The organism is Mesorhizobium sp. M0136 (assembly GCF_040322515.1).
Classification (GTDB): domain Bacteria; phylum Pseudomonadota; class Alphaproteobacteria; order Rhizobiales; family Rhizobiaceae; genus Mesorhizobium.
In genome coordinates this window covers 58,692-83,397 of sequence record NZ_JAMYTP010000018.1, presented here as the reverse complement: position 1 = coordinate 83,397, position 24,706 = coordinate 58,692, and the positions used below count along the sequence as shown (strand labels likewise).

The window sequence follows — 24,706 nt, the reverse complement described above, 5'->3', positions numbered from 1 at the left end:
AGGCATGAATCGACCAATGGGAACAGATGAAAGTCGAAGCTCAACGTTGAGCGATGAAGTCCCCTGGTCGGAGAACCTCACGAGCTACGACAGGGAGCATTTCACGATCTACCTGCGGATCCTGGATGCCTGCGCCGACAATGCCAGCGAAGAGGAGATGGCTGATCTCATTCTCGGCATCGACCCGGCCCTTGAACCGGTCCGCGCCCGCAAGGCTCTTCGCAGCCATATCGACCGGGCGAACTGGATGGTGACGACTGGCTACAAAGAACTGTTCGCCGGCTGACGCACAGCACGGACTGTCATGCTCTTCAAACAAGGACGTTCAGATACCCGCCATTCATGAGCGCACGGCCGCGAGAGACAGCGCGGCGGGAGCGGTCACAACTGGTTGGCGTGCTGTTTGACTGCCATTTCTAGTGCTTGGCTCAGAGGCACCGCCTTCGAGAACAGGAAGCCCTGAGCGGTCCTGCAGCCAAGCTTGTGCAGGGTTTGCCGATCCGCCTCTGTTTCGACGCCCTCGGCCATGACCTCGATCCCGAGCATGTTACCGAGATCGATGACCGATTTGACAAGCAGTCGGTCCTCTCGGGACTTGGCCAAGCCACGAATGAAGCCCTGGTCTATTTTCACCTTGCGTATCCGACTGTCCTTGAGCGATGCCAACGTGGAAAAGCCGGTGCCGAAGTCATCGAGCGCAATGGAAATGCCGGCATGTGAAAGCCGTCCGAGCTTTTCATCCACTCTGTCCGGGTCCACCGGGGATTCTTCGGTAATCTCGATCTCGAACATCGTTGCAGGCAGACCTCTTGCCGCCAGACCATCCAGAACCATGTCGTCGATATCGCCGGCTTCCAGTTCGCGCGGTGAAACATTCATCGCCACACGGAGATCACGACAGTCAGCTTTCACCAAGCCGTCGATAAAAGCACAACAATCGGCGAATACGGTTTGCGTCAGCAGCTGAAGCATACCGGTTTCGCGTGCAGCTGTGATGATTTCGGGTGGAGAGATGGCACCATGAGTCGGATGGGACCACCTCAGCAAGGCTTCAAAACCGACCACGGCCTCGGTGTCGAGTTTCACGATCGGCTGGAACCAAGGTTGCAAGCTTCTCGTCTTTATCGCCGAATGAAGGTGCCGTTCGACGGACTGGCGGCGTTGCAGTTCCCTGTCGAGTTCGGCATCGAACAGGCAAAATTCGTTCCTGCCACGACGCTTGGCCGTATAAAGGGCGATATCCGCCCGCAACAACATTTCCGTCAGGCCCGGCGTCTGCGCCAAGTATATTCCTATCGATGCCCCGACACGGACGGACGCGACCTCGATATAGGGGCGGGCAATTTTGGCTATGATATCGGAGGCGAGATCACTGGCAGAAACCGAAACCCTCGTTGAGGGAAAAAACAGCACGAATTCATCGCCGCCGATACGAGCGAGCGTTGAGCCTTCCGGTGCTTCCTCCTCTATGCGGCGCGCGATCCTGAGAAGCAGTTCATCACCGGTCCTGTGACCGTAGGTATCGTTGACGGATTTGAACCCGTCCAGATCAATCAGCATTGCCACGAAGGGGCCATCCGCGGTCTCGAACCGTCCGATAGCGTCTTCGAGGCCACGCCTGTTGAGAAGGGCCGTCAGGTGGTCCTGCCTGGAACTGGCCTTCATCTCCGCCGCAAGCCGCTCGGCCTCATGCCTCAGGCGGCTCGCTTCGCGGAACCGTGCTTGCCCAACACACGAAGCTCGAACCAAGCCGCCCATGAAGAGCAGAATGGTAAAAGCCAGAATGTAGTCTTCAAAATTGCCTTTCGCCAAAAGGCATACCACCGTGATGAGGAGCGGAGGTGTTATGAAGTTGATCGCCGCCGCGGCATACGAACTGCCGTATGTAACCGCACCAGCTGAAATGCCCGCCAGAATGACCAGATGCAGCGGTGCTTGAGGTGTCGTGTATCCAACAGTCAGGACGGCCAGGAAGGACCAGGCAAACCCTGCCAGAAGAGCAAGGATGCCAAACCAGCGAAGCCGCGGCAAAACCCCCACGAAATTGTCATGGCGCCTTGTTTCCTTTAGCTGATAACGCGCGAGTGCAAGGCGGGCGGCATTTATCGCATTGACGACCAGGAACCAGATTGCAGCGGCAAAGCCGCTGCCAGAAAGGGCGTGCACCGCCCAAATCAGGCCTGACAGGATAGCGCTTATCGGCATCGACACGAAGAGGCCGGCCCTCAGGTCAGCAAGCTGATCCTGACGGATTTTGGCCTCCAGCGTGTCTTCATTCTTCGGGGCCATGGACGGACCGGCTTGCTCCCATCGTTGTTCGCGACGACAAGCTTACGCAAGCCCACTGAAGGACGGGTTAACTATCCAGCAGGGCTAGCCAGTGCGCTCACCATGGCTTCGGCGCGCACGTCTGCTCTTGGCCTTGCCGTCTGACCATCGAGCTCTTCCCGCACGCGTGCCTTGATCCGAATCATCCCAGGATCGGCAACGTCACCATGGAAGCAGCCCTGCCAACCGCATCAACGCGCCCGGCGAGACAAAAGGAAGCCGGGCCGAGATAGCGTTCCAGAGCGGCAGCGCTGCCTGCGATTCACCGCCTGAGCATGGCCGAAATGCCATGGCGGATAAATGGAAGATATTGGGCAAAGCGAAGCCCTGCATGTCTTGCAAGCCGTGCCGCCGGGTGCTCGCCTGAGTAGAGAGCGACAAGCGCATTCGTAGCATGATAGAGCGGTGCCGCCGACAGACGCAGCCGGCTTTCGTATCTGCCGAGCATGTCGGGATCAGCAATGTCGCGGCGCTCGCGACATGCCGCCAGGATTCTATCGGCGAGTTGCTTCTGGCCACTGAGGCCGATGTTGAAGCCATGCGCGGTCACCGGGTGCATGCCGAGGGCAGCATCGCCGATCAGTGCCGCACTCGGAGCCCAGAACTTGTGCGCCCAGGTCGTGACCAGCGGATAGGCATGGCGGGTGCTTGCCAAGGTCATCTCTCCGAGGCGTCCTCGACACCGGCTCGTCGATTCCATGAGGAACAAATCGTCGTCGAGAGCAAGCAGTCTGTCGGCCTCGCTTGAGCGCAAAGTGAGAAGCAGCGACGACACGCCTTCCATGAGCGGCAACATCGCTATCGTCTGATGGTGATCGAACCATTCGACCGCGATCTGGTGATGGGCGCGCTCGTGCCTCACCCGGCAAATCAGCATGGAGTTGCCAAGCCGATTGATGTCGGCGCCAATGCCGAGCAGGTCGCGCGTCGCGGACAAACGCGAATCCGCTGCAACGAGCAGCCGAGCGGCCAATTGCCTGCCATCAGAGAGCGTTATGACTGCTTCTTTGTGGCTGGTTGTTGCATTGACGACCGAGCGGCCGCACAGCAGCTGGGCATGATCCTGGAAGTGGACAAGCTTGAACAGGGCGTCGCGGATCCGACAATTTGGGACCAGAATTCCGAGTGGTTCCCCAGATCCGCTGGGAGAATCGAAGCTCAGGGCGAAAGGGCTCGATCCGTTGAGCACGCGCGCGCCTTGTAGCGGTGATTTGTCCGAAGCGGGGATGGCATCCCAGGCGCCGAGCTCGCGAAGGATTCCAACCGATGCGTGGGTCAGCGCGATCTCGCGACCGTCGAAGCCCGGATTCGCCAGGCTTTCGAGCGACTGCCGTTCAACCACTGCCACCTCGAGTCGGCTCTGGGCAAGTGATGCGGCGAAGGAAAGTCCGACCGGCCCGGCTCCGACGACAATAACGTCGAATCTATCGACAGAGCCGGCCATCAGCGTGCCGCCATTGCGTCGGCTATCTGCGACGAAGGGCACTGGAACGCATCGCAATCGATCCACGGTTTGCGGCTCATCTCCCCAAGCGTCTCCACGCGACCTAACCGTCCGTTAGACATCCGTTCTCCGTTCAAAAATGCTCAATGAAACCATGCCGATGAAGAGATAACCCTGATGTGGATCAAGCAGGCTCGATAAACGCGGCAACGGCAGGTTCACGGTCGACTGGTCGATCGCCACGCCAGCATGGTCTGGTCAGGACATCATGGAATAGCCGGCTTCCCGTTCGGTGCGGCCCTTTCCTGGCCGAAAGTTCGGCAACGTATTCTGGCTGATCCGTTCGGACCCGTCGCGCGCCGAAATCGGCATGACGCGAAGCAACCGCGGAAAATATTCGAGCGAGTCGTCGCAGGGCAGGCTGGGTCAACTGCGTGGCTCGTCGCGGTCGATCAGGATCCGCTCGGCGGCGCCATTGAGATCTTCATATTGGCCGCTCCTCAAGGCCCACAGGAACCCCGCCAGCCCAAGCGCTCCGAGGAACAGGGCCACAGGTATGAGGTAGGCGAGCGTCGTCATGAGGATTGAGCCAGTGCGCCAATGTCGGAGCGCCTGTCATGTCGGGCATCTTGCACCGATGCATGTGACACGAAACCTTGCAGGCGTAGCGCATTGCCGATGACCAGGAGGGAGGAGGCGGACATTGCGACCGCAGCGATCAGTGGCGTAACGTGCCCCAGAATGGCGACCGGCACGGCGATGCCATTGTAAACGATCGCGATGGCGATGTTCTGCCGGATCAGCCGTCCGGCCTTCCGCGAAATGTCTAAAGCAAGTGGGACCGCCAGAAGACTTTTACGCAGGAACACGAAATCCGCGGCGTTGCGACCGATATCCGCCGCCGTGGCCGGAGCGATCGAAACGTGTGCGGCGCCCAATGCAGGCGTGTCGTTGAGCCCATCGCCGACCATCAGCACCTTGTGGCCAGTTCGCGTCAATGCTTCGATGTGTTCGACCTTCCCGGAGGGAAGCAACGCGGGAACGAAGCGGTCGACGCCCAGTGCTTCCGCGACTTCGCCGCAGGCAGCTTCTGTGTCGCCCGACAGCATCTCCACCGACACGCCGGCGCCGTTCAGTTGCTCGATGGCCGCCTTGGCATCGGCACGCAGCTCATCCTCGAAATCGAAAGTCGCGACAATGACCCCGTCCTTCGTCAGAACGGTTCCGCCATAGCCTTGTTTGCCTTCGCCGCCGGTCCGGGCTTTCCACTCACCCCATCCGCGGCGACCCAGTCGCCAGGTACTGCCCTCGGCGATGGCTTCGATGCCGAAGCCCGGATGCTCGCTGACGGACGCGAGCTTCGGCTGGCCGGCAAAGGCTGCATGGCCAGCGATTGCCTTCGAAAAGGGATGGCGGGAATGCGCTGCCATCTCGGCCGCCATGGCGAGCATAATCGGATCGATGGACGGCGCATTGATCAGCCTTGGCAGTCCGAGCGTAAGCGTGCCGGTTTTGTCGAACAATGCCGTGTCGATCCCCGCCAGGCGCTCCATGGCGGAGCCGTCCCTGACCATGACGCCGCTTTCGAACAGCCGGCGCGCAGCGACCACCTGTACGATCGGCACGGAGAGACCGAGCGCGCACGGGCATGTGATGATCAAAACGGCGATGGCGATGGTTATCGCCCGGTGCCAGTCGCCGGTCGCCGCCATCCAGCCGAGGAACGTCACAAAGGCGGTGAGGTGGACCACGGGGGCATAGAGCGCGGAGACGCGATCGGCGATCCTGCGGTGGCGGGCGCGGCCGCCCTCTGCCGCTTCCATCAGCCGAACCATTTCGGCCAGGAATGAATCCTTCGCGGCGGCCGTCGCCTCGATGGTCAGCGGACCGGTGAGATTGAGCGTACCGGCCTGGACCTGCGCCCCCGGGCCCACCGTTCTGGGCGTGCTTTCCCCGGAAATCAGGGAACAGTCGAGATCCGACGCCCCGCCAATGATCCTGCCGTCGATGGGCACCCTCTCGCCGGCCGCGATCAAGAGCTCCATTCCTGGTTCGATCTCGCCAACCGGCAAGTAGTCGCGCGAACCATCCTCGCGCAGCACCATGGCGCCGCGCGCCGCCAGCCGAGCCAGTCCGTTCACGGCCGTCCGTGCCCGTTCCCGCATCACGTGATCCAGCGTGCGGCCGATCAGCAGAAAGAACAGCAGCGACACCGACGCGTCGAAATAAGCATGGTCGCCATGGTTGATCGTCTCGTAGAGGCTCATGGCGTAAGCGAGCGATACCCCGACCGCGATCGGCACGTCCATGTTCATGCGGCTGTGGCGCAGCGCATTCCAGGCCGAGCGAAAATAGATGCCGCCGGCGAAAGCGAGCGCAGGAATGGCAATCAAGGCCGAGACCCAATGGAACAGGTCGCGGGTCGCGCCTTGCGCGCCGGACCAGACGGAGACTGATAGCAGCATGATGTTGCCCGCCGCAAAGCCGGCGACCGCGACGGCGCGGATCAGTTCCGAGAGCATCTTGTCCTTCCCGTCAGGCTCGGGATCGAACAGGTGCGCGCCATAGCCCAGCCGTCCAAGTGTGGCGACGAATGGCGGAACCTCCTCGCCGCGCCACCGGACCGAAACACGTTTCGTCGAAAGATTGACACGAGCGCCTTCGACGCGATCCAGCTTGCCGATCGCCGTCTCGATCGTCTGGATGCAGGCGGCACAATGCACAGCCGGCACCGTGAGGTCGGTCTGGCGAAGATTTTCGCCAATCGAGCGGCTCGCCAGTCTGATTTCCTGGCCAGAAGGCAGGACCAGTGTGACCTTTTCCAGGTCCAATGCCATTTCGGCGCCTGGCGCGCAGCAGCTCATTGCAGCGCCCCGTGGGAAATCATGATCCGGCGAACGTCGCGATAGGGTTCCGCAAGGCTCGCATCGGCGTCGATTTCGACGATCCAGAGGCCATCGTTGGGCATGTGGTGCGCGGCGAATATCTGACCGGAAGCAGCCTCAAGAGTGACGGATTTGTCCTCGGCCTCGTAGGCGGGATGACGGAACAGCACCTTGACGCCATGCAAGGCAACCGGCTTGCCGACAGCATCGGTGAGGCTGTAGCGGACCTCACCGCCTGCGATGGTCAGTTTGCCAGTCCAGCCGAGGGCCGCCTGAGCTCGCCCTTGCTCGGCCTTTTCGTTGAATTGCTGGCTCGCCACATAGGTGTTTTCGACGACAAGGCCGGTCCAGCTCGTGTTGGCGAGCGTCGCCATCGTCAGATTGACCGCTATGACCACGCCGAAGAAGCCAAGGATGGTGAACAGCATATGCCTGCCGGTGAATTCGCGGGATTGTCGCGAGGTGTCGGTCATCTGGCGATCTCCGGTGCGTTGAAAGTGGCCGTGTATTCGTCCGACTCGAACGTTGCCTTATTTTCGACCCGGAATTTGAAGCTTTGCGCTGCACCCCGAACCTGATCTGCCGGCTGACGCACGAAAACCTTGAGCATCTTCAGCCGGTCGGGTTCGACCGGGATGGCAAAGGAGCGATCCGCCGGCAGGTCGATGCCGACAACGCTCATTTCGGCTCCATGCAGGCCCTGCATCGTGACAATGATCGTTCTTGGTTCGGGGATCATGTTGAGCAGCTTGACGGTGTAGCCATTGCGGATCGAACGGTCGGACAGCGTCACGAACTGCGGGTTGCGATCGTGCAGGACATTCAATTCGAGCCGTGCGCGGGTCAGCAGCGAATAGAGCAGCGCGAGACCGACCGCCGACCAGGCGCCCATGTAGATGAAGGTGCGCGGGCGAAAGATCTTGCGGATATGGAAACGGGCCACATTGTCGGAGAACAGGCCGTCAGCGTTCCTGACCAGTGACGGGTTGACTGAACCGGAGCCGCCTGGGGTCGCCAGCATCATATTGGCGTTGTAGTCGGCCAGCGTCGCATAGGAAATCAGTCCGCGCTCCCTGCCGAGCTTGTCCATGATACCGTCACAGGTATCGATGCAGAGCGCGCAGGTGATGCATTCAAGCTGCTGGCCATCACGAATGTCGATCCCCATCGGGCACACCGCGACACAGGCATTGCAGTCGACGCAGTCGCCGACGGGCTGCCCGGCGGCAAGGACCCTCTTGGCGTGACGCGAGCGCGGTTCGCCGCGCCAGTCATTATAGGTGACGGTGAGGGAATTCTCGTCGAGCATGGCCGCCTGGATGCGCGGCCATGGGCACATGTAGGTGCAGACCTGCTCGCGCATCAGCCCGCCGAACGTATAGGTCGTCGCCGTCAGCACGGACACGGTGATGTAGGCGACGGGGGCGGCGGTGCCGGTGAAGAGTTCCCCAAGCAGCGTGGGGGCATCGGCGAAATAGAAAATCCAGGCGCCGCCGGTCAGCACCCCTATGACCAGCCAAATGGCGTGTTTCGATGTTCGCACCACGAGTTTGCGCGCAGTCCAGGGACCGGCATCGAGCTTGATGCGCGCGTTGCGGTCGCCCTCGATGGCTCGCTCGACGACCAGAAACAGATCGACCCACACGGTCTGCGGGCACGTATAGCCGCACCAGGCCCGGCCGACGGTGGATGTGATCAGGAAAAGGCCGATACCGGCCATGACCAGCAGGCCGGCGACGTAGTAGAATTCCTGCGGCCATATCTCGATGAAGAAGAAGTAGAAGCGGCGGTTGGCAAGATCGACCAGCACGGCCTGGTCCGTGGCAAATGGCCCGCGATCCCACCGCAGCCAGGGCGTCAGGTTGTAGATCCCCAGCGTGATTGCCATCACCGACCACTTGAAGCGGCGGAAACTGCCAGAGGCCCGGTTCGGGAAGATCTTCTTGCGTGCGGCATAGAGCGGCTGACGGGTCTTGGCCGAGTTGACCGCATCGGCTTCGAGCCGTTCTATTTGCGTGTTATCGAGCACGAAAGCTCCAGTCATCAGCGACGATTTCGCCGGAAGCCCGACCCATCGGTTTCTGGATGATGCCGAGGCCCGGCTCGCGCCGGGCCTCGTCGCTTGGCGGTGGGGGGGAGGACGAGAATAGGCTTGCGCACCTATTCTCCGCCACCAAGCGAATGGACATAGACCGCGAGTTCCTTGGCCTTGATCTCGCCGAGACGGCCGATCCAGGCCGGCATGACGCCGTGCTTCGGCGCGCGGACCTGCGCGGCGATGGCTGTTTCGCCAGACCCGTATAGCCAGATCGCGTCGGTCAGGTCGGGTGCGCCGAGCTCCCTGTTGCCCTTTGCATTCTCACCATGACAGGCCGCACAATTCTCGGCGAAGATATTGGCGCCGGGTTCGATCAGGCTTGTGTCCTGAACAGGATCGGAGAGGCTTGCGACATAGGCGCCGACCTGCTTGATCTGATCCGTCGTGATGATGTCCCCAAAAGCAGGCATTTCCGACAGGCGCGTATCCGGGTCTGATGCGAAGCGGATGCCGTGCGCAATCGTCTGCTGGATCTGTTCGGCGTTGCCACCCCACAGCCAATCGTCGTCGTTTAGGTTGGGAAAACCCTTGGACCCTTGAGCGCCCGAGCCATGGCACTGCACGCAATTGACCTTGAACGCGGCGCCACCCGCGGCGACGGCGAATTCGCGTAGCGTATCGTCGGCAGTAATCTCGGAGACGGTCTTCGCCTGAATGGCAGCGACATATTTACCCTTGGCCACTTCGGCCGCCGCCAGTTCATTCTTGACGTCTTTGCGGCTCGAATACGCCAGCACACCCCTGGTCGCGGAAGTCAGCATCGGCCATGCCGGATAGACGACGGTGTAGCCGATCGCCCAGGCAATGGTGATGTAGAAGGTGATGACCCACCAGCGCGGAAGCGGGTTGTTGAGTTCCTTGATGCCGTCCCACTCATGGCCGGTCGTCGAGATGCCCGAAACCTCATCGATATGCTCGCTGCCCATGATCAGTCGCCCTTGAGAGGAATGTGAGCGGCTCTCTCGGCTTGCCTGCGGCTGCCGGGACGAAGTGCAAAGGCAACGCATCCGAGGAAGAAAAGCGCCATGGCAAGCAGGCCCCAGCTGTCGGCAAACTCCCGCATGAAATTGTAGGTCATCGCCATTCTCCTCAGCGGTAGCCGGCGGCTTCGTCATAGGTCCTGAAATCGACCAGCGTGCCGAGCATCTGGAGATAGGCGACCAGCGCATCCATTTCGGTGACCTGCTGCGGATCGCCGTCGAAGTCCCCAACCTTGGCTTTCGGATAGCGTCTCTCCAGGCCCGATGTGTCGGCATTCGCATCGGCCTGCGCCATGAGATCGGCATTGGCATGAGCGATCATGTCGTCTGAATAGGGCACACCGACACGGCGGTTGGCGATCAGATGCGTCGAGAAATCCTTCACCTCGATTGGCATGTCCTTCAGGAACGCGTAGCTCGGCATGATCGATTCCGGCACCACGGAGCGTGGTTCGGTGAGATGCTGGACATGCCATGCGTTGGAGTAGCGGTCGCCGACCCGGGCGAGATCCGGCCCGGTGCGCTTCGAGCCCCACTGGAACGGGTGGTCGTACATCGACTCGGCCGCCAGGCTATAGTGGCCGTAGCGCTCGACTTCGTCGCGGAATGGCCTGATCATCTGGCTGTGGCAGAGGTAGCAGCCCTCGCGCACATAGATGTTGCGCCCGGCGAGCTCGAGCGGCGAATAGGGCCGCATGCCTTCGACCTTCTCGATGGTGTTGTCGAGATAGAAGAGCGGTGCGATCTCGACGATGCCGCCGACCGTTACGACCAGCAGGGACCCGAGGAGAAGCAGTGTGGCGTTCTTCTCGATGACCGCGTGTCTGTCCATCAAGCCCATTTTCTGGCTCCTGATCGCACAGGCTGGAGGGCGGGGATGGAGCGCGGCATCGGATCCTCCTCGCGCCGGTAGCCGAGGATGGTCATGGCGATGTTCCAGGCCATGATGAGGGCGCCCGACAGATACATCGCGCCGCCGATGGCACGCATGATGTAGTAGGGATGCATGGCGGCCACGGTTTCGGCGAAGGAGTAGACCAGGAAGCCCTGCTCGTTGTATTCGCGCCACATCAGGCCCTGCATGACGCCGGAGACCCACATCACCGCGGCGTAAACGACGATCCCAAGCGTCGCCAGCCAGAAGTGCCAGTTGACGAGCCGCAGCGAATAAAGCCGGTCGCGGTTCCATAACTTCGGGACCATGAAATAAATCGCGCCGAACGAGATCATGCCAACCCATCCGAGCGCGCCCGAATGGACGTGACCGATGGTCCAGTCGGTGTAGTGCGAGAGCGAGTTGACGGCCTTGATTGACATCATCGGGCCTTCGAAGGTGGACATCCCGTAGAAGGCGATGGCCATCACCATCATACGGATGATCGGGTCGGTGCGCAGCTTGTCCCAGGCGCCCGAGAGCGTCATCAGGCCGTTTATCATGCCGCCCCACGAGGGCATCCAGAGCATGATCGAGAACACCATGCCGAGCGTCTGGGCCCAGTCCGGCAGGGCGGTGTAGTGGAGGTGGTGCGGACCGGCCCAGATGTAGAGAAAGATCAAAGCCCAGAAGTGGATGATCGACAGCCGGTAGGAATAGACAGGCCGGTTGGCCTGCTTGGGCACGAAATAATACATCATGCCGAGGAAGCCGGCGGTGAGGAAGAAGCCGACGGCATTGTGGCCGTACCACCATTGCGTCAGGGCGTCCTGTACGCCGGAGAAGGCTGAATAGCTCTTGGAGCCCAGGAAGGAGACCGGCATCGACAGGTTGTTGATCACATGCAGCATTGCGATGGTCACGATGAAGGCAAGGTAGAACCAGTTGGCGACATAGATGTGCGGTTCCTTGCGCTTTAGGATCGTGCCGAGGAACAGGATGAGATAGGCGACCCAGACAATGGTCAGCCACAGGTCCACATACCATTCGGGCTCGGCGTATTCGCGGCTCTCGGTGATACCGAGCAGGTAGCCGGTTGCCGCCATGACGATGAACAGCTGATAGCCCCAGAACACGAACCAGGCGAGATCGCCGCCGAACAGCCTGGCACGACAGGTCCGCTGCACGACATAAAGTGACGTGCAGATGAGTGCATTGCCGCCGAAGGCAAAAACCACGCCGGAAGTATGCAAAGGCCGCAGTCGGCCGAAATTGAACCAGGGCTGGATGTTGAGATCGGGGTAGGCGAGCTGCAGGGCGATGACCACGCCGACCAGCATGCCGACGACGCCCCAGAATACGGTGGCGATGGCACCGTAGCGGATCGGCCCATCCATGTAAGCGGCGGGGTCGATCGGAACTGCCGGCTTGAACTCCGTGTTGCGCAACAGAATCGCAGTGAAGCCAGCCAGGGCGAAGAACAAAACCCACATATGCCGGCGAAAAGGTTCATCTACGCCGAAGCCGGCAGCCACCAGGGCCGCAAACGCAAACAGGCTTAGAAGGACGATCTCTGTGCCGAATTTCATCGCAAGCCCCGATTTCCAATTCCGGCGGGCGCCAACCGCAGTGCCTTATTGCGCAGCCGTGGCCTGCTCGCCCTGATCCATGTCAGAGCCGCACGATTTTGCTTCGAGCAGCATCGAGTTCGGTGCGATCAGACTGTGGCGATCGAATGTGGAAGCGCAGCACCGGCCGCAACGCTTACGGACAGGCCCCGCGTCCCCGGTCGGGCCGGGTATGGAGGCGATCGCGGGCGTGTGGGGAAGCGCGCCTTCTGTGACGCTGGAAAGTAGGCCGATGCCTTGCCGAACGTCGATCGTTTCAATGCCTTGGGACAGCCAGCGCCAGCGTTGCGCTGCCTTCGTGACATTCATGGTTCGGGGAGACGGCGATTTTCCCCTGCGTATGAGGCGTATTGACTTCGGCCGAGTGCAATCCTGCCTGGAACAGCCGGTTGCACGTCGAGCACCTCGAGGATGGATGCTTCGCCGACGAGTTGGCCGAAACACACCTGGCTCAGGCGATCGGATGGAGAGCGGACTGTCGCTATGCGGCTTCTTCTAAGCCCAACGCGAGCATGCCCTGCCCCGAACGAAATAAGTGACGTAGGCCATGCAGCTTCGGTGTCATTCAAACGGCGGTTGCGCCTCGGCCGCCGCAGCGCCGTTCCAGCCGGCTCATGCTGTCCACGGTGACACGGCGGTTGTTCTCGATCCGAATCACGCCGTCCATTCTCAGGCTGGTCAGCTGACGGCTCACGGTCTCGTTTGTAATTCCAAGGAAATCAGAGATGTCGGCACGCGTCATCGGCAGCTCGAAGCACGCCGACCTAGCCGCCGGGTCAACACTGGAATCGATGTTCCGGGCGATCATGAGGAGAAAGCTCGCCACCTTCTCCGGTGCGGTCTTGCGCCCCAGAGTCACCATCCATTCGCGTGCCTCGTCGAGTTCGTTCAGCGCCTGCTTGAACAGGCGATGCACAAATTCCGGTGATTCCTTCATCAACCGTTCGATGGCCGCTCTCGGAAACGAGCATAGCGAGACAGCTGTTGCCGCTTCCGCATTGATCGCGCTTTTCATCTTGAAGGGCCGTCCCAGAAAATCCGGCGCGAACTGGAGACCGACGATCTGCTGGCGGCCGTCCGAAAGGCTCTTCGTGAGCTTCACCACGCCTGAAAGCACGTTTGAATAACAGTCGACCGCCTCGGCGTCGCCGATCAGTTCGACCCCCGGCTCGATATTGTGCCGCGACGACGTCTTGGCGAGCTGAGCCAAATGGTCTGGTTCGAGCGCACCACAGACACCGCGGTGCCGTGCCTCGCAAGACAGGCAAAGAACGGGAATGCCGGAACTGTGACTGTCCTGCCGTAATGTCATTCGATCGCTCTACCGGTCCAGTGCGGGCAGGATAGCAATCGACGGTAGAAAAATCCTTGCGGCAGTTTGTCCGTGCTGAAGGTTGATCGAAATCAGGGCTTAGGCTCATCCAAGCATCCACAGTTCCGGCGACGCAAACACGGTGGACCACGACATGCGACTGGAGCTAGCTGCCAGACTTGGCGAGAACGTCCCGCGCTATACCAGTTATCCGACCGCGCCGCATTTCCATGCGGGGGTCGATGCCGTCGTTTACCGAGGCTGGTTGGAGGCGCTCGAAGGTGGTGACGAGATCTCGCTCTATCTGCACATCCCGTACTGCGACAAGCTTTGCTGGTTCTGTGCCTGCCATACCAAGCAGACACGCCACAAAGAACCGGTGACCACATATCTGCGCTCACTGCATGCCGAGATCGCCACCGTCGCCGGTCTTGTCGCAGGCAAGGGCCGCGTGCGTGCCGTCCATTTCGGCGGCGGTTCGCCAACGATGCTCAAACCGGAAGATATCGTGGCGCTGGGAACCGTCCTGCGCAACAGCTTCACCTTTCTCCCCGGTGCAAAGATCAGCGTTGAGATCGAACCCAATGATATGGACGATGCCCGCCTCGATGCACTTGCCGAAATCGGCATGACAAGGGCGAGCCTCGGCGTCCAGGATTTCGACCCGAAGGTGCAGAAAGCGATCAACCGCGAGCAGAGCTTTCTGCAGACCAAGACGGTTGTTGATGGCGTTCGTTCGCGCGGCGTCGAATCCGTCAATCTCGATCTGCTCTACGGCCTGCCGCATCAGACCAGGGAGAGCGTCGCCTCCACGGTTGCACAGGCACTGACCCTGGAACCGGATCGGATAGCGCTTTTTGGCTACGCCCATGTGCCGTGGTTCAAGAAACATCAGACGATGATCGACGAGGCATGGCTGCCGGGTCCGGCAGAGCGGTTTGCTCAATCGCAATTGGCGGCGCGGGCGATCGTGGACCAGGGATACGAAGCAATCGGGCTCGACCATTTCGCCAAACCGGGCGATGCCCTCGCGCTTGCCGCCCGCGCCGGAACACTGCACCGGAACTTTCAGGGCTATACCGAGGATCGCTGCGAGACCTTGATCGCCCTTGGCCCGTCATCCATCAGCCAGTTTCGCCAGGGCTATGCACAGAACATGCCTTCGACCGCCGAGTATGGGCGCATGGTCGAGAACGGTGGGCTGGCTGCGGTCCGTGGCATTGCGCTTTCCGAAGACGACCGTGTTCGCGGCTGGATCATCGAGCGGCTGATGTGTGACTTCGGCTTCTCGGCGATCGTACTGGTGGAGCGCTTTGGCAAAGCCGGCCAAAGACTTCTCGTCCGAGCGAGTTCCACGGCCCTCCAAGATCCTGCGCGGTTGCTTGAACTTGATGGTGACCGCTTCGTCGTGCCTGCGGAAAGCCGGCCCTTTGTCAGGAGCATCGCGGCAAAGTTCGACAAATATTTCGAAAGTGGAACGGCCAGGCACTCAGCGGCAGTCTGAGCACCGCAGAGGAACGGTCATGGTTCTCAGTCGATCGTGAACCGATTGCGCTATGTTTTTCACTGTTGATCGGCGACCGTCGTGTCGAAACAGGATTCGGAGCGGACCAGACGCGTCTTGGCATAGTGACGATATCGTCCGGTCGTGCCTTCCGGCGCCGTATTCCATTTCGCAGTCCCTGAAGCGCCACGTCGAGTCCGGCCTCTTTTCTGTATCGGAAGCAGTCGACAATCGTCCTGGCCAGATCATGGTTGTCGGCCGACAGCTCCCTTCGGCCTTGCAACAAGAATACGCAAGGACCGTGCCAGCTGCAGCAGGCGCCGCCGCATCGCACCACCATACTATCCACCCGTGGCTCGCGCTAACCCTTTGATTGGTTCGCGCCAGGGACGCCCGTCGAAACCGAGCCTCGGCAACAATCCGAGTCGTAAGCGGCTGGCCACGCTCTTGGTGCCGGTGGCAGAAGTCCGCAAGCCCCGGCAGCGCCGTCAAGCGTGGGACAACCCGTCCACCCGAATATCCGCCGGCGCAGTTTCAGTGAAAAGCGGGCCTAGGCTAGACGGCTCTCTTGTTACCCCAGAGCATAACGTGCAGCTGCGGCAGCACACGGGCTTCGAACCACCTGTCGCGGGTCACGGCATCAACCAGCCACTCCATGCGCTTCAATATTCCGTCAAGGTCGACAGGAGCGTCTTCATTTGCGGGGCGTGGCGGCGTGTGATTGCCGGGTTGCAGATAGATCGGAAGTCGCGGAAATCTCGCAGCGGCGTCTTTCGCGTAGGCGTAGTCCCTTTCGTCGAAAACAATGAGCTTGAGCACGACTTGCGGCCTGCCTTGTGCCGCCTGGAGGCAGGCCTCGAAAGCGGCCCAATCGGTCGTCATTTGGCTTGACGGCGGCTTTGGGCTGAGGACTAGGACGTCAAGGTCGGCAAACCAGTCCCTGGCCACCGAACCTTGGGTTTCCAGCGCAAAACGGTAACCTTCACCATGGCCTCGCTCGATGAGCGCGCCGAGCGGCTGGATGGCCGGATTGCCGCCTGACAGCGATACCATCAGCGGGCGGCCACCGGAAAGCGCAAGCACGTTTTGCCACACCGCGGCAATGGACATCATCTCCCATTCATGGCGGAATTGATTGTCGACCGCATGCAGGCTGTCGCACCAGGAACAGCGATAGTCACACCCGCCGGTTCTGACGAAGACCGTCGGCAAACCGATGAGCACGCCCTCGCCCTGGATCGTCGGCCCGAAAATCTCACTCACGCGGATTGCGGGATGCGTATCGGTCATGGCCGGTATTCCGCCCAGGTTTTCGGCGTTTCGCTCACCCGCACGGCCGAGGTTTCGGGCAGGCGTGCCTTGCACCATTCATAAAAATGTCTGGCCAGATATTCCGCCGTGACTTGCTCATGTCCCAGCACGTCGTTGAGATGTCGGTGGTCGAAGCTCTCGTCGATGTAGCGTTTGAATGGCGCCAAATCGTGATAGTCGCGCACGAAGCCGTTCTCGTTCAGTCCATTCGCTGAAAGCTCCACTTCAACGATGTAGTTATGCCCGTGCAGGCGCGCGCATTGGTGATCGGGTGGCAACGAGGTGAGCTGATGCGAGGCTGAGAAGTGGAATTCCTTGGTGATGCGGAACATTACGCGGTCCTCCTTCGCAGCGCATCGAGCCAGAAGTCGGAGTCCTCGTAGTCGGTGGGGTCCGGCTGCCCAGAGAGATGAAACGCCTCGCGCCGCTCGACACAGGTCCCGCACCTCCCGCAGTGACGCTCGGCGCCCTTGTAGCAGGACCAGGTCTGCGCAAATGGCGTGCCGTATGCTGCTCCATTCCTAACAATGTCCGCCTTCGTGAGATTCACATAGGGTGCATAAATGCGAATCTTCGCGTAGCCGTCGAGCGCGTGGTCCTGCATCATCTGGAAAGCGTCGATGAAGGCCGGACGGCAGTCGGGATAAATGAAATGATCCCCACCATGCACGGCCGTCGCCACCGCGTCAGCGTCGTGCGCTGCGGCGAAGCCGAAGGCAATGGCCAACATGATGGCGTTCCGGTTCGGCACCACCGTGACCTTCATCGTGTCTTCGGCGTAGTGCCCGTCGGGCACGTCCACATTATCGGTCAGCGCGGAGCCGGAAAGGCCGCCGCCGATCTCGTGGATGTCGATGATGCGGTGCGGGACGCTCAGTCGCTCCGCACAAAGGGCGGCGAAGCCCAATTCCTTCCTATGCCGTTGGCCGTAATCGAAAGATAAGAGGCCGGCGAGTTCGTGCTCCGCTGCCACCTTGTGAGCAAGGGTGACGGAGTCCAATCCGCCGGAGCAGACGACGAGAGTCTTCATTGTTGGGTCCTTGTTTTAACCGGGTAGGCTGCGACCGGAGATTTCTCTGCGCTCCCAGTACTTCAGGAAATCCATTTTGTGAAGTGAACGGGGGACGAGTTTCATGCGCTGACGTGCCGCTGTGTGCAAGGCGCCCTCGCGGTGAGCCTGCAAGGAACACGGACTAGCGAAACGTCACGCTTCAGCGGAATGCTCAAAGGCGAGCGCACCGGAATATGCTCTGCAGGAGGTCCGGACCTTCGTAAACAAAGTTCTCGACGATCAAGCGCCCGGCGGTCCCGAGTTTCGAGGGACGCCACCGCGAGGGTTTCAGGTACAAGACGGCCCGAGGATGGGCTTGCCGCAAGAGAACGGACTTACCAGTGGGATGTTCAGCGACGCCGATGCAGATGTCTGGAATGATCACGACATCAATTGTCGCGGCAACTTTGGCTGGCCTGCTCCTCGGGTTCCGTAGATCCAGCGCATTCCGCTTCAGGATCGGTTCGAACCGGAGCACGCCCTCGGTCAATGGACTGACCGGCAAACCCTGAATGATCGGTCGTGAGCCGACATCTGTGAACAAGCGGTGTGGTCGATTGCTATCACCCATGTGTTGCGCGCAGGTACCTTATGGCAGTGGATGAACTGGATTTGATGGTTTTACGGCTGGCGGTCGAAAGCGTCCGCTCGCTCTCCTTAAGCTTCGCTGAAAAGGCCGCCGAGGTAGCCACCAGGAGCCGCGGCATCCTGCTTTTCGACGTGCGGGTCGACGGTGACGCGGAGGTCCAGCGGGTCGCAGCCATCCGATATCAGGGCGACCAGATCGGCGTGCTGGCGTTGGACAGACAGGGTCTTGTTACCCACCAGTGCATCGTCAACGGTACGTTCTCACATTTCACTACGCCCTTGGAGAACTGGCACAGCATGCGCCTGTCGATGCAGGCCAAGATCGATGCCAACGGCCATGCTAGTCTCTTCCTAGGGGCCTTGCGAAATGCCGGACATTTGCTGGGCAGCTAGCATTTGGCTAGAATGCATCTGTGAATTTTTGCATGCGCATCGCTGCCGCGGCGGTCGCGGCAAAGCGATCGCCGCGATGATGGCGATCAACGCGCGGGCGTTGCATCGATGCGCGATCGTTTAGACAGAGGTCTCCGCCTGGCATCGAGCAACATGCACGGAGGACGCAAAGCGCAAATGCATCAAGTATTTGAAGGGACGAGCCCCTCGCGCAAATGGAGCTTGCGCTGCCGTTGTCATTCCATCGTGCCGCCGAACTCGGGGGCGTGACGATCGACCACGACGGCCTATTTTTTTGCAAAGCCGAATGTCCCGATTCCGAAGCCACGAAAAAACTCCGATCACAGCGAAGAATAGTAACAACACGGGCGACGCAAGCCGCCTTGCCGTAGCAGGGGAGGTGCTTGCGGTGCTCTCACCGACACGAGATCGCAAATGGCACATGGGTGAGCACCAGAACTGGCGACACCCATGGTGATCGGCTTGACTCGCTGGAGGAAGCACAAGGCTCAGCGGGCAGAGGCGCAAGCGACGGTCGGACACTAGCTGGCTGCTCGGGATCTGATCGAGGCGTAGTCGGACAAGGAAGCGTAGTGCCCTACCTCGATGTTCCTAGAAGCGCGCCGGCAGCCTGGCGGGGGGGCTTGGGGTTAGACTGCCGGCGCACGCCACTCATGAAGAGCGGCCCCTTTTTGCTGTTCCGACACCCATAGTCAACCCGGCAGCGTCTGGATGCCCGCTGTGCTCTTTTCAGAGCGGCGCGCGATGCCGGCCATGTCGGCCGATCCTGCCTAGTCTAGGATGGGGGCCACTCTCGTCGGCCGAGTTGATGCTCCAGCCAGTATCGCCTTGCCGACCAGCATGAGTTCGCTGTTAGCAATCCATCGTCGCGAGCCGATGCTATCGTGCACGTGTCGCAGCACTCCGGGCGGCTATATCGCCTAAGACAGCATGACGAAGCGTTCCAACTTCGTGTTCGGCGAGCCCGTGTGCAGTTCCATCGGACAGTGGACGAGAATTCTCTTGGCGGTACTGCGCCAGAAGGCATTCGCGTCCAACGGAATCAAGCGACGACTATCAGCCGCAAACTTCACATCACAAGAGCGGTCTTCCACCCATTGCAGATTATCCGACTGATCAGGCGGCGTCCGATATGTCCGCCTCTGCCTCAAGAATTCCCACAGGTATGGACAGCGATCTTGCTATCCGATCCCGATAGCCCTTGTTGTACCTCACACCCCGCTCGATGTTTTGGATTTCCTCAGCGGCAAGCCCGCACGCCACCGCGAGGTCCTCGATTGAATACCCAAGGTGCTCACGATAAGCGCGGATGATGTGGGTCCCCTGCGACATAGCCGTCAAGACTGGCTCGGGAATGCGCGAATCCTTCATAAACATCTCCAAGAAGATGGGAGCGCCTGACAAATCGGGAGATTTCCTCCCCGACCCTGGCGCACACCCAGCAAATCAAAAAAATGGACGTCCATTCGGCCGGACCGGCCTCATCCATGGAATGGGCCACTTGAAATTGGCAGCCGGGTCGGAATATGGCGGCTCACCTGCTTCTGATCAAGTTCTAAGAACCTGCCCACCCTGAGATGGCCTGATCGGCTGTAGCGCATTCGACCTGCGATCCTACACGACTCACTCTCGCCGATGGCTTCTTGAACAGCAACTCGAACTCCCCCTGACGCCTCCAGTGGCTATTCGCGGCACCGTCCACCCAGCCTCGCGGACGCTGATACCTTCGACCAATTTCCACCGCCGATGCAGCGACAGACGCGCTTGTGCTTGAATCACACATCGATCACCGCTGTTAACGAAAATTTTTAAGCCGCCGATGCTTGTTCGGAGACCGAAAGGATGGGGCGCCCGAGGAAACAGCCGAAAGGGCCGCGCGCTTTTGTGCTGACGTCGGCTTGAGCAAGCTCGATCCGGCTGCCCTGTGCAATCGCCCGACCGGCCGAAAAAAGGATGGCGATTGTCATGATGCGGCGACGGCGAGTTTCCCGAAATTGCAGCAATGGTCATCTGGTTCATCCGGGCTTCGGATCCAGACAGGGGGTAGCGCTTTCGATGGACGAGCATCGCCACCTATAAAGGTTCGCAATCATTCGACCGTGACCGATTTTGCGAGATTGCGCGGCTGGTCTACATCTGTGCCCATGAAGAGCGCCGTGTGGTAGGCAAGAAGCTGTATCGGCAGCGAGAAGATCATCGGCGCGATAATCTCGTCGACAGCCGGCAGCACGAGCGTGTGCATAGTGTCGAGTTTCGATGCGGCTGCCCCTTTTTCATCGGTGATGAGGATAATCCGCCCTCCACGGGCAGCCACTTCCTGCATGTTGGAGACGGTCTTGTCGAAAAAGCGATCATGGGGCGCGATGACGATCACTGGCATGTTGTCGTCTATCAATGCGATCGGACCGTGCTTCAATTCACCCGCCGCATAGCCCTCGGCATGGATGTAGGAAATCTCCTTGAGCTTCAGCGCACCTTCCATCGCTAGCGGGAAACTGGTGCCACGGCCGAGATACAGGACGTCACGACACTTTGACAGTTCGCGCGACAGGAACTCGATCTCCGGCTGGATGCTGTTGAGTACCTGGCCCATGACGCGCGGCACTTCGGCGAGGCTCCTGACGAGCGCCTGCAGCTCGTCTTCGGTTACGGTCCCGCGGGCTCTGGCGGCGCCGATGGCGAGTGCGGCTAGAACGGCAAGCTGGCAGGTAAACGCCTTGGTGGAGGCGACGCCGATCTCCGGTCCGGCAAGGATCGGGAAGACCGCATCGGCCTCCCGAGCGATGGTCGATTCGCAGGCATTGACGATAGCGCCAATTTTCAGCCCACGCTCCTTGCAGTACCTCAACGATGCGAGCGTATCGGCGGTTTCGCCGGACTGCGAAATGAAAAGAGCCGCCGACTGCGGCGACAACGGGATCTCGCGGTAACGGAATTCGGACGCAACGTCGATTTCAACCGTCAGGCGCGCGTAGCGCTCGAACCAGTATTTTCCGATCAGTCCGGCGAGATAGGCGGTCCCGCAGGCCGAGATCGCCAAGCTCGGGATCCTGGCGAAATCGATGCCAGAAACCATGTCGGCGCGATTCTCTATGATGTTGCTATAGTGACGGAGAGCATGAGCGATGACTTCGGGCTGCTCGCAGATTTCCTTCTCCATGAAGTGGCGATGATTGCCCTTGCTGGCCAGATCGGCCGCGGCCGTGGAGGTATGGCGCGGACGCTCGACGGGGTGGCCGTCGAAATCGAAGATATGGGCGCCCGAATTGCCGACAACGGCCCAGTCGCCCTCGATGAGATAGGTAATTTCATTGGTGAAGGGAGCGAGCGCGATCGCGTCGGAGCCCAGGAACATCTCGCCGTCGCCGTGACCGATCGCCAGCGGTGGTCCGTTGCGCGCCGCCATGATGGTCGACGGATCATCTTCGAAGAGGACGGCAAGCGCATAGGCGCCCCTGACGCGTTTCAGCATGGCACGCATCGCCTCTTGCCGCCTCATGCCCTCCCGGCGGTGTCTTGCCAAGAGATGCGCGACCACCTCGGTGTCGGTGTCGGTCTGGAACTCGGCGCCAGCCGCCGCCAATTCCTCCTTCAGCTCGGTGAAATTCTCGATGATCCCGTTATGGACGACGGCGACACCGTCGGTAAAGTGCGGGTGCGCATTGCGTTCCGTCGAGGCCCCATGGGTTGCCCAACGCGTATGGCCGATGCCGATGTTGCCGCTCAGCGGCTCTTCCTTCAGTCTCCTCTCGAGATTGACGAGCTTGCCCTCGGCGCGCCGGCGGTGCAAGGCACCTTCGGTGATCGTCGCAACGCCGGCGGAATCATAGCCGCGATATTCCAAACGCTTCAATGCGTCGACCAACCGATCCGACACCGGCTGTTGCCCAACGATGCCAACAATCCCGCACATGTTCGTCTTCCCATTGTTGCCGGCAGCTTCAGCCCACGCGAGACGGATACCCATCCGGCCGCTTTCATTGGGGATCTTGTAGTAGTATTCGGTAATATTGGTACAATTGATTGTAGGGATAACTATCATCCAGCCCATGGATGAGCCCCTGATCTAAACTTCTCGTTGCGCCTGACGCCCTCATGATCGAAAGCAAGCCCACACCCCGCGGCACGAAGGAACAATCGGCCATGCGCGACCATCCCGGCTACGCACCTGACACGAAGCGCCGGCGCTCGTGATCACGCGGTGATCGGCATGATCACAAGCACTGTAGTTAGGCAGCATCAGCGACGCATGATCGGCATCATCATCATCGGCAGCGTCGGCGCCGTCGGCATGATTCACGTGTTCGTCACGTTGATCATAATCATCGTCGCCGCCGATCCAGTTTCTGATTGCCTGCCGCTGTTGACGCGGCTTTCGCCGGTAGAGCTTAGCCCGCGATGGCCTATCATACGCTGTTAGTCGGCATGGCCGAAACCGAGAGTCAGGCGGCGCACGCCACAGAGCACGTTCAGCGACCGTTTCACTCAACGCCGGCTTTCTTGGGGTTCGTAACGGTCAACAGGATTCTCGGGGCATGAATGCACTATCACGAAAGCGTTGGTTCTCAGTGCTTCGTCCGTCTTACTCAAACCCGATTCCCGCAGCGGAAGAACTAGCCGCCTTGATGCACGGCGATAAGCTTTTGACGGCCTGAAGCGACGTTGTGGTCGTCGTTGCGGTGCTTTTCCACGCGCCTCGTCAGGCGCCGGGATTGCTCCGTTGTGATGGCAGGCGGGGGTTTGCAGGTTGCGGTCGACGGGTTCGTTTCGGGGCGTCAGCGCCCCATCGTTATGTCGCGAGTTGGGGGATGCGATCGAGGACGATGCGCAGGATGCGCTGGTCGGGGCAGAATGTCGGCAGGTGCAAGCGGATTTGCGTCTTCATCTCGACCACCCGCGCGGCGATCTTGATGAGGCGCAAACGCAGCGTGTCGAATTGGGCGACGGCAAAGCTGGAACGCTTCGGCATCGCGGCGCGCAGGCTCCACATCATCCAGTAGGCGCCGGCATGCAGAAGCCGGAACTGGTTGGCTGTGGCTCTGGTGCAGGATGTGCGGTCGGCGGCGAGATGCGTCTTCCACGATTTGGTGTGGTTCTCGGCCGCTCCGCGCCGGCAGTAAAGGTCCGCGTAGAGCGCCTTGGCCTTGCCACCGGCCAGATTGGTGACGATGAAGCGGGTGTCAGTACCTTGGGCACTGACCTCGACGCGGGCGATGATGCGCTCGACGCGGCTCCAACTGGCGGCGCCGTCAAAGAACTCCTTGAACCTGCGGACCTTGCCTGTCTTGGCCGACGCTTCGAAGCGCGCCGTCGTGCTGGCCTCCAGATCCGCGACATGCTTGCGCAGGGTCGTGGTGGGCGCGAGGCCAAAGATGAAGTCGACGTCGTTGGCGCGGCACCAGTCGATGACCTGCGGGTTGCAATAATGGCTATCGCCGCGGAGCAGGATTCGAATGTTCGGCCAGTTGATCCGGATCGCCCGCACCAGACGGCGCAGGTGGGGGCGGATCTCAGCCCCACTCGGCCGCTTGGCCGGTCGCAGGATCGCGCTGACGAACCGTCCCGCACCATCGAACACGACGATCGGCTGGAAGCCGTACTCGTCATGGTGGGCATTGAACAGGCGAAGCTGTTGGCCTCCGTGCACAGCGTCGAAGGTATCGTCAATGTCGAGTACGATCCGCTTCGGCACCTGCCGGAACGAGGCGCAATAGAGATCGACCATCGCCCGTCCCATCGCGACCAGCTCCCGCACGCCGGGTAGGTTCTCCAGCCGGCACAGCGTCGATTGCGACGCCAGATCCCGACCCGACGGCAGCGCATCCTGGGCCATCTTGAAGACCGGATCGCGGCGCAGCCGGTTGGCGTCGAAAGCCGATCATGTCCGCCAGGCTGTAGACGACCTGGTCCGGGCAGCGCGGATCGTCGATGCAACGCGCCAGACGCTCGGCCACCCGCAACCGCTTTTCCACCTCGGCCAAGGCCAGAACGCCGCTGTTGGACGACAGCATGCCGCCGTCGAAACGGGCGACGACGGACTTGCCGCCGACTGATGACAAACCGCTCAGCGGCAGCGCAAGATCGTTCATGGTAGGTGTGGTCTCCGGGAAATGGTTCGGATCGGCTTAAGCAACCAAATCCTACGTCATTTCAACGGCTTGCCCCACATCCACCAACCCCCATGAATTTGGTTAGGTTGATGCGGCGTGCCACCGCCGTGAGGCCGCGCTCGCTCAGCAGCGCGTCGAGAACGACGAGAAGATTCAGATCGAGCCCTTGAAACGCATGT

At 60.6% G+C, this 24,706-nt stretch carries 20 protein-coding genes and 1 pseudogene; 4 read left to right on the top strand and 17 right to left on the bottom strand.

Annotation, left to right across the window (positions count from 1 at the left end):
- Nucleotides 1–4 precede the first annotated feature (4 nt).
- Nucleotides 5–286: a DNA -binding domain-containing protein gene (locus NKJ35_RS21540; protein ID WP_352480260.1), complete on the top strand. Its 282-nt coding sequence runs from the start codon at nt 5–7 to the stop codon at nt 284–286.
- 95 nt (nt 287–381) lie between these two features.
- Here NKJ35_RS21540 and NKJ35_RS21535 read toward each other — a convergent pair whose 3' ends face one another.
- The 11 genes from NKJ35_RS21535 to NKJ35_RS21485 all read right to left on the bottom strand — a co-directional run bounded on the left by NKJ35_RS21535 (nt 382) and on the right by NKJ35_RS21485 (nt 13,549).
- Complete coding sequence (locus tag NKJ35_RS21535; RefSeq protein WP_352649466.1) at nt 382–2,289, bottom strand: putative bifunctional diguanylate cyclase/phosphodiesterase; 1,908 nt, start codon at nt 2,287–2,289, stop codon at nt 382–384.
- A gap of 301 nt (nt 2,290–2,590) precedes the next feature.
- The gene (gene ubiM / locus NKJ35_RS21530; protein WP_352649488.1) at nt 2,591–3,772 is read right to left on the bottom strand and encodes a 5-demethoxyubiquinol-8 5-hydroxylase UbiM; all 1,182 of its coding nucleotides are present in this window, start codon (nt 3,770–3,772) and stop codon (nt 2,591–2,593) included.
- A 426-nt stretch (nt 3,773–4,198) separates the two neighbouring features.
- Nucleotides 4,199–4,351 (bottom strand): cbb3-type cytochrome oxidase assembly protein CcoS, encoded by a 153-nt coding sequence (gene ccoS, locus NKJ35_RS21525; protein WP_352649465.1) that lies wholly within the window; start codon nt 4,349–4,351, stop codon nt 4,199–4,201.
- Entirely contained in the window at nt 4,348–6,636 is a 2,289-nt protein-coding gene (locus NKJ35_RS21520; protein ID WP_352649464.1) for a cation-translocating P-type ATPase, read from the bottom strand. The genes ccoS and NKJ35_RS21520 overlap by 4 nt, the downstream gene beginning before the upstream one ends.
- On the bottom strand, nt 6,633–7,130 hold the full coding sequence (locus NKJ35_RS21515) for a FixH family protein (protein ID WP_352649463.1): 498 nt from the start codon (nt 7,128–7,130) through the stop codon (nt 6,633–6,635). Before NKJ35_RS21515 ends, NKJ35_RS21520 begins: the two co-directional genes overlap by 4 nt.
- On the bottom strand, nt 7,127–8,701 hold the full coding sequence (ccoG, locus tag NKJ35_RS21510; RefSeq protein ID WP_502904660.1) for a cytochrome c oxidase accessory protein CcoG: 1,575 nt from the start codon (nt 8,699–8,701) through the stop codon (nt 7,127–7,129). Before ccoG ends, NKJ35_RS21515 begins: the two co-directional genes overlap by 4 nt.
- 116 nt (nt 8,702–8,817) lie before the next feature.
- Complete coding sequence (ccoP, locus tag NKJ35_RS21505; protein ID WP_352480265.1) at nt 8,818–9,681, bottom strand: cytochrome-c oxidase, cbb3-type subunit III; 864 nt, start codon at nt 9,679–9,681, stop codon at nt 8,818–8,820.
- 2 nt (nt 9,682–9,683) lie between these two features.
- Entirely contained in the window at nt 9,684–9,833 is a 150-nt protein-coding gene (locus NKJ35_RS21500) for a cbb3-type cytochrome c oxidase subunit 3 (protein ID WP_352480266.1), read from the bottom strand.
- 11 nt (nt 9,834–9,844) lie between these two features.
- Entirely contained in the window at nt 9,845–10,576 is a 732-nt protein-coding gene (gene ccoO, locus NKJ35_RS21495; protein ID WP_352649462.1) for a cytochrome-c oxidase, cbb3-type subunit II, read from the bottom strand.
- Nucleotides 10,567–12,198, bottom strand: a complete 1,632-nt coding sequence (ccoN, locus tag NKJ35_RS21490) for a cytochrome-c oxidase, cbb3-type subunit I (protein ID WP_352649461.1) — start codon at nt 12,196–12,198, stop codon at nt 10,567–10,569. The genes ccoO and ccoN overlap by 10 nt, the downstream gene beginning before the upstream one ends.
- 604 nt (nt 12,199–12,802) lie before the next feature.
- A complete protein-coding gene (locus tag NKJ35_RS21485; protein WP_352480269.1) occupies nt 12,803–13,549 on the bottom strand; it encodes a Crp/Fnr family transcriptional regulator in 747 nt (248 codons plus the stop codon).
- 154 nt (nt 13,550–13,703) lie between these two features.
- Here NKJ35_RS21485 and hemN point away from each other — a divergent pair, with 154 nt between their 5' ends.
- Complete coding sequence (gene hemN, locus NKJ35_RS21480; RefSeq protein WP_352649460.1) at nt 13,704–15,053, top strand: oxygen-independent coproporphyrinogen III oxidase; 1,350 nt, start codon at nt 13,704–13,706, stop codon at nt 15,051–15,053.
- A 555-nt stretch (nt 15,054–15,608) separates the two neighbouring features.
- On the opposite strand, the gene queE is transcribed toward hemN, so the two are convergent.
- Genes queE through queC form a run of 3 tightly spaced genes read right to left on the bottom strand, consistent with a single transcriptional unit; the run spans nt 15,609 to nt 17,394 of the window.
- Nucleotides 15,609–16,343 (bottom strand): 7-carboxy-7-deazaguanine synthase QueE, encoded by a 735-nt coding sequence (gene queE, locus NKJ35_RS21475; RefSeq protein WP_352468486.1) that lies wholly within the window; start codon nt 16,341–16,343, stop codon nt 15,609–15,611.
- Nucleotides 16,340–16,696, bottom strand: coding sequence for a 6-carboxytetrahydropterin synthase QueD (queD, locus tag NKJ35_RS21470; protein ID WP_023679623.1), 357 nt, complete (start codon nt 16,694–16,696; stop codon nt 16,340–16,342). The genes queE and queD overlap by 4 nt, the downstream gene beginning before the upstream one ends.
- On the bottom strand, nt 16,696–17,394 hold the full coding sequence (queC, locus tag NKJ35_RS21465; RefSeq protein ID WP_023679622.1) for a 7-cyano-7-deazaguanine synthase QueC: 699 nt from the start codon (nt 17,392–17,394) through the stop codon (nt 16,696–16,698). Before queC ends, queD begins: the two co-directional genes overlap by 1 nt.
- A 612-nt stretch (nt 17,395–18,006) precedes the next feature.
- Here queC and NKJ35_RS21460 point away from each other — a divergent pair.
- Entirely contained in the window at nt 18,007–18,396 is a 390-nt protein-coding gene (locus NKJ35_RS21460) for a hypothetical protein (RefSeq protein WP_352649459.1), read from the top strand.
- 1,137 nt (nt 18,397–19,533) lie between these two features.
- Here the strand turns inward: NKJ35_RS21460 and NKJ35_RS21455 are convergent.
- Together NKJ35_RS21455 and glmS are read right to left on the bottom strand one after the other, a co-directional pair.
- Nucleotides 19,534–19,788, bottom strand: coding sequence for a helix-turn-helix domain-containing protein (locus tag NKJ35_RS21455; RefSeq protein WP_031212627.1), 255 nt, complete (start codon nt 19,786–19,788; stop codon nt 19,534–19,536).
- 718 nt (nt 19,789–20,506) lie between these two features.
- The gene (gene glmS / locus NKJ35_RS21450; RefSeq protein WP_352480273.1) at nt 20,507–22,330 is read right to left on the bottom strand and encodes a glutamine--fructose-6-phosphate transaminase (isomerizing); all 1,824 of its coding nucleotides are present in this window, start codon (nt 22,328–22,330) and stop codon (nt 20,507–20,509) included.
- Nucleotides 22,331–22,666: 336 nt separating this feature from the next.
- Between glmS and NKJ35_RS21445 the strand changes: the two genes are divergently transcribed.
- Nucleotides 22,667–22,837, top strand: coding sequence for a hypothetical protein (locus NKJ35_RS21445; RefSeq protein WP_352649458.1), 171 nt, complete (start codon nt 22,667–22,669; stop codon nt 22,835–22,837).
- A 369-nt stretch (nt 22,838–23,206) separates the two neighbouring features.
- On the opposite strand, the pseudogene NKJ35_RS21440 reads toward NKJ35_RS21445, so the two are convergent.
- Nucleotides 23,207–24,506, bottom strand: a pseudogene (locus NKJ35_RS21440) (IS1380 family transposase).
- Nucleotides 24,507–24,706: the final 200 nt, after the last annotated feature.

Excerpts from the sequence above, each read along its gene's own strand:
- NKJ35_RS21540 (WP_352480260.1), top strand. The coding sequence starts at position 5 with ATGAATCGACCAATGGGAACAGATGAAAGTCGAAGCTCAACGTTGAGC.
- NKJ35_RS21535 (WP_352649466.1), bottom strand. The coding sequence starts at position 2,289 with ATGGCCCCGAAGAATGAAGACACGCTGGAGGCCAAAATCCGTCAGGAT.
- ubiM (WP_352649488.1), bottom strand. The coding sequence starts at position 3,772 with ATGGCCGGCTCTGTCGATAGATTCGACGTTATTGTCGTCGGAGCCGGG.
- ccoS (WP_352649465.1), bottom strand. The coding sequence starts at position 4,351 with ATGACGACGCTCGCCTACCTCATACCTGTGGCCCTGTTCCTCGGAGCG.
- NKJ35_RS21520 (WP_352649464.1), bottom strand. The coding sequence starts at position 6,636 with ATGAGCTGCTGCGCGCCAGGCGCCGAAATGGCATTGGACCTGGAAAAG.
- NKJ35_RS21515 (WP_352649463.1), bottom strand. The coding sequence starts at position 7,130 with ATGACCGACACCTCGCGACAATCCCGCGAATTCACCGGCAGGCATATG.
- ccoG (WP_502904660.1), bottom strand. The coding sequence starts at position 8,701 with ATGACTGGAGCTTTCGTGCTCGATAACACGCAAATAGAACGGCTCGAA.
- ccoP (WP_352480265.1), bottom strand. The coding sequence starts at position 9,681 with ATGGGCAGCGAGCATATCGATGAGGTTTCGGGCATCTCGACGACCGGC.
- NKJ35_RS21500 (WP_352480266.1), bottom strand. The coding sequence starts at position 9,833 with ATGACCTACAATTTCATGCGGGAGTTTGCCGACAGCTGGGGCCTGCTT.
- ccoO (WP_352649462.1), bottom strand. The coding sequence starts at position 10,576 with ATGGGCTTGATGGACAGACACGCGGTCATCGAGAAGAACGCCACACTG.
- ccoN (WP_352649461.1), bottom strand. The coding sequence starts at position 12,198 with ATGAAATTCGGCACAGAGATCGTCCTTCTAAGCCTGTTTGCGTTTGCG.
- NKJ35_RS21485 (WP_352480269.1), bottom strand. The coding sequence starts at position 13,549 with ATGACATTACGGCAGGACAGTCACAGTTCCGGCATTCCCGTTCTTTGC.
- hemN (WP_352649460.1), top strand. The coding sequence starts at position 13,704 with ATGCGACTGGAGCTAGCTGCCAGACTTGGCGAGAACGTCCCGCGCTAT.
- queE (WP_352468486.1), bottom strand. The coding sequence starts at position 16,343 with ATGACCGATACGCATCCCGCAATCCGCGTGAGTGAGATTTTCGGGCCG.
- queD (WP_023679623.1), bottom strand. The coding sequence starts at position 16,696 with ATGTTCCGCATCACCAAGGAATTCCACTTCTCAGCCTCGCATCAGCTC.
- queC (WP_023679622.1), bottom strand. The coding sequence starts at position 17,394 with ATGAAGACTCTCGTCGTCTGCTCCGGCGGATTGGACTCCGTCACCCTT.
- NKJ35_RS21460 (WP_352649459.1), top strand. The coding sequence starts at position 18,007 with ATGGCAGTGGATGAACTGGATTTGATGGTTTTACGGCTGGCGGTCGAA.
- NKJ35_RS21455 (WP_031212627.1), bottom strand. The coding sequence starts at position 19,788 with ATGAAGGATTCGCGCATTCCCGAGCCAGTCTTGACGGCTATGTCGCAG.
- glmS (WP_352480273.1), bottom strand. The coding sequence starts at position 22,330 with ATGTGCGGGATTGTTGGCATCGTTGGGCAACAGCCGGTGTCGGATCGG.
- NKJ35_RS21445 (WP_352649458.1), top strand. The coding sequence starts at position 22,667 with ATGATCGGCATCATCATCATCGGCAGCGTCGGCGCCGTCGGCATGATT.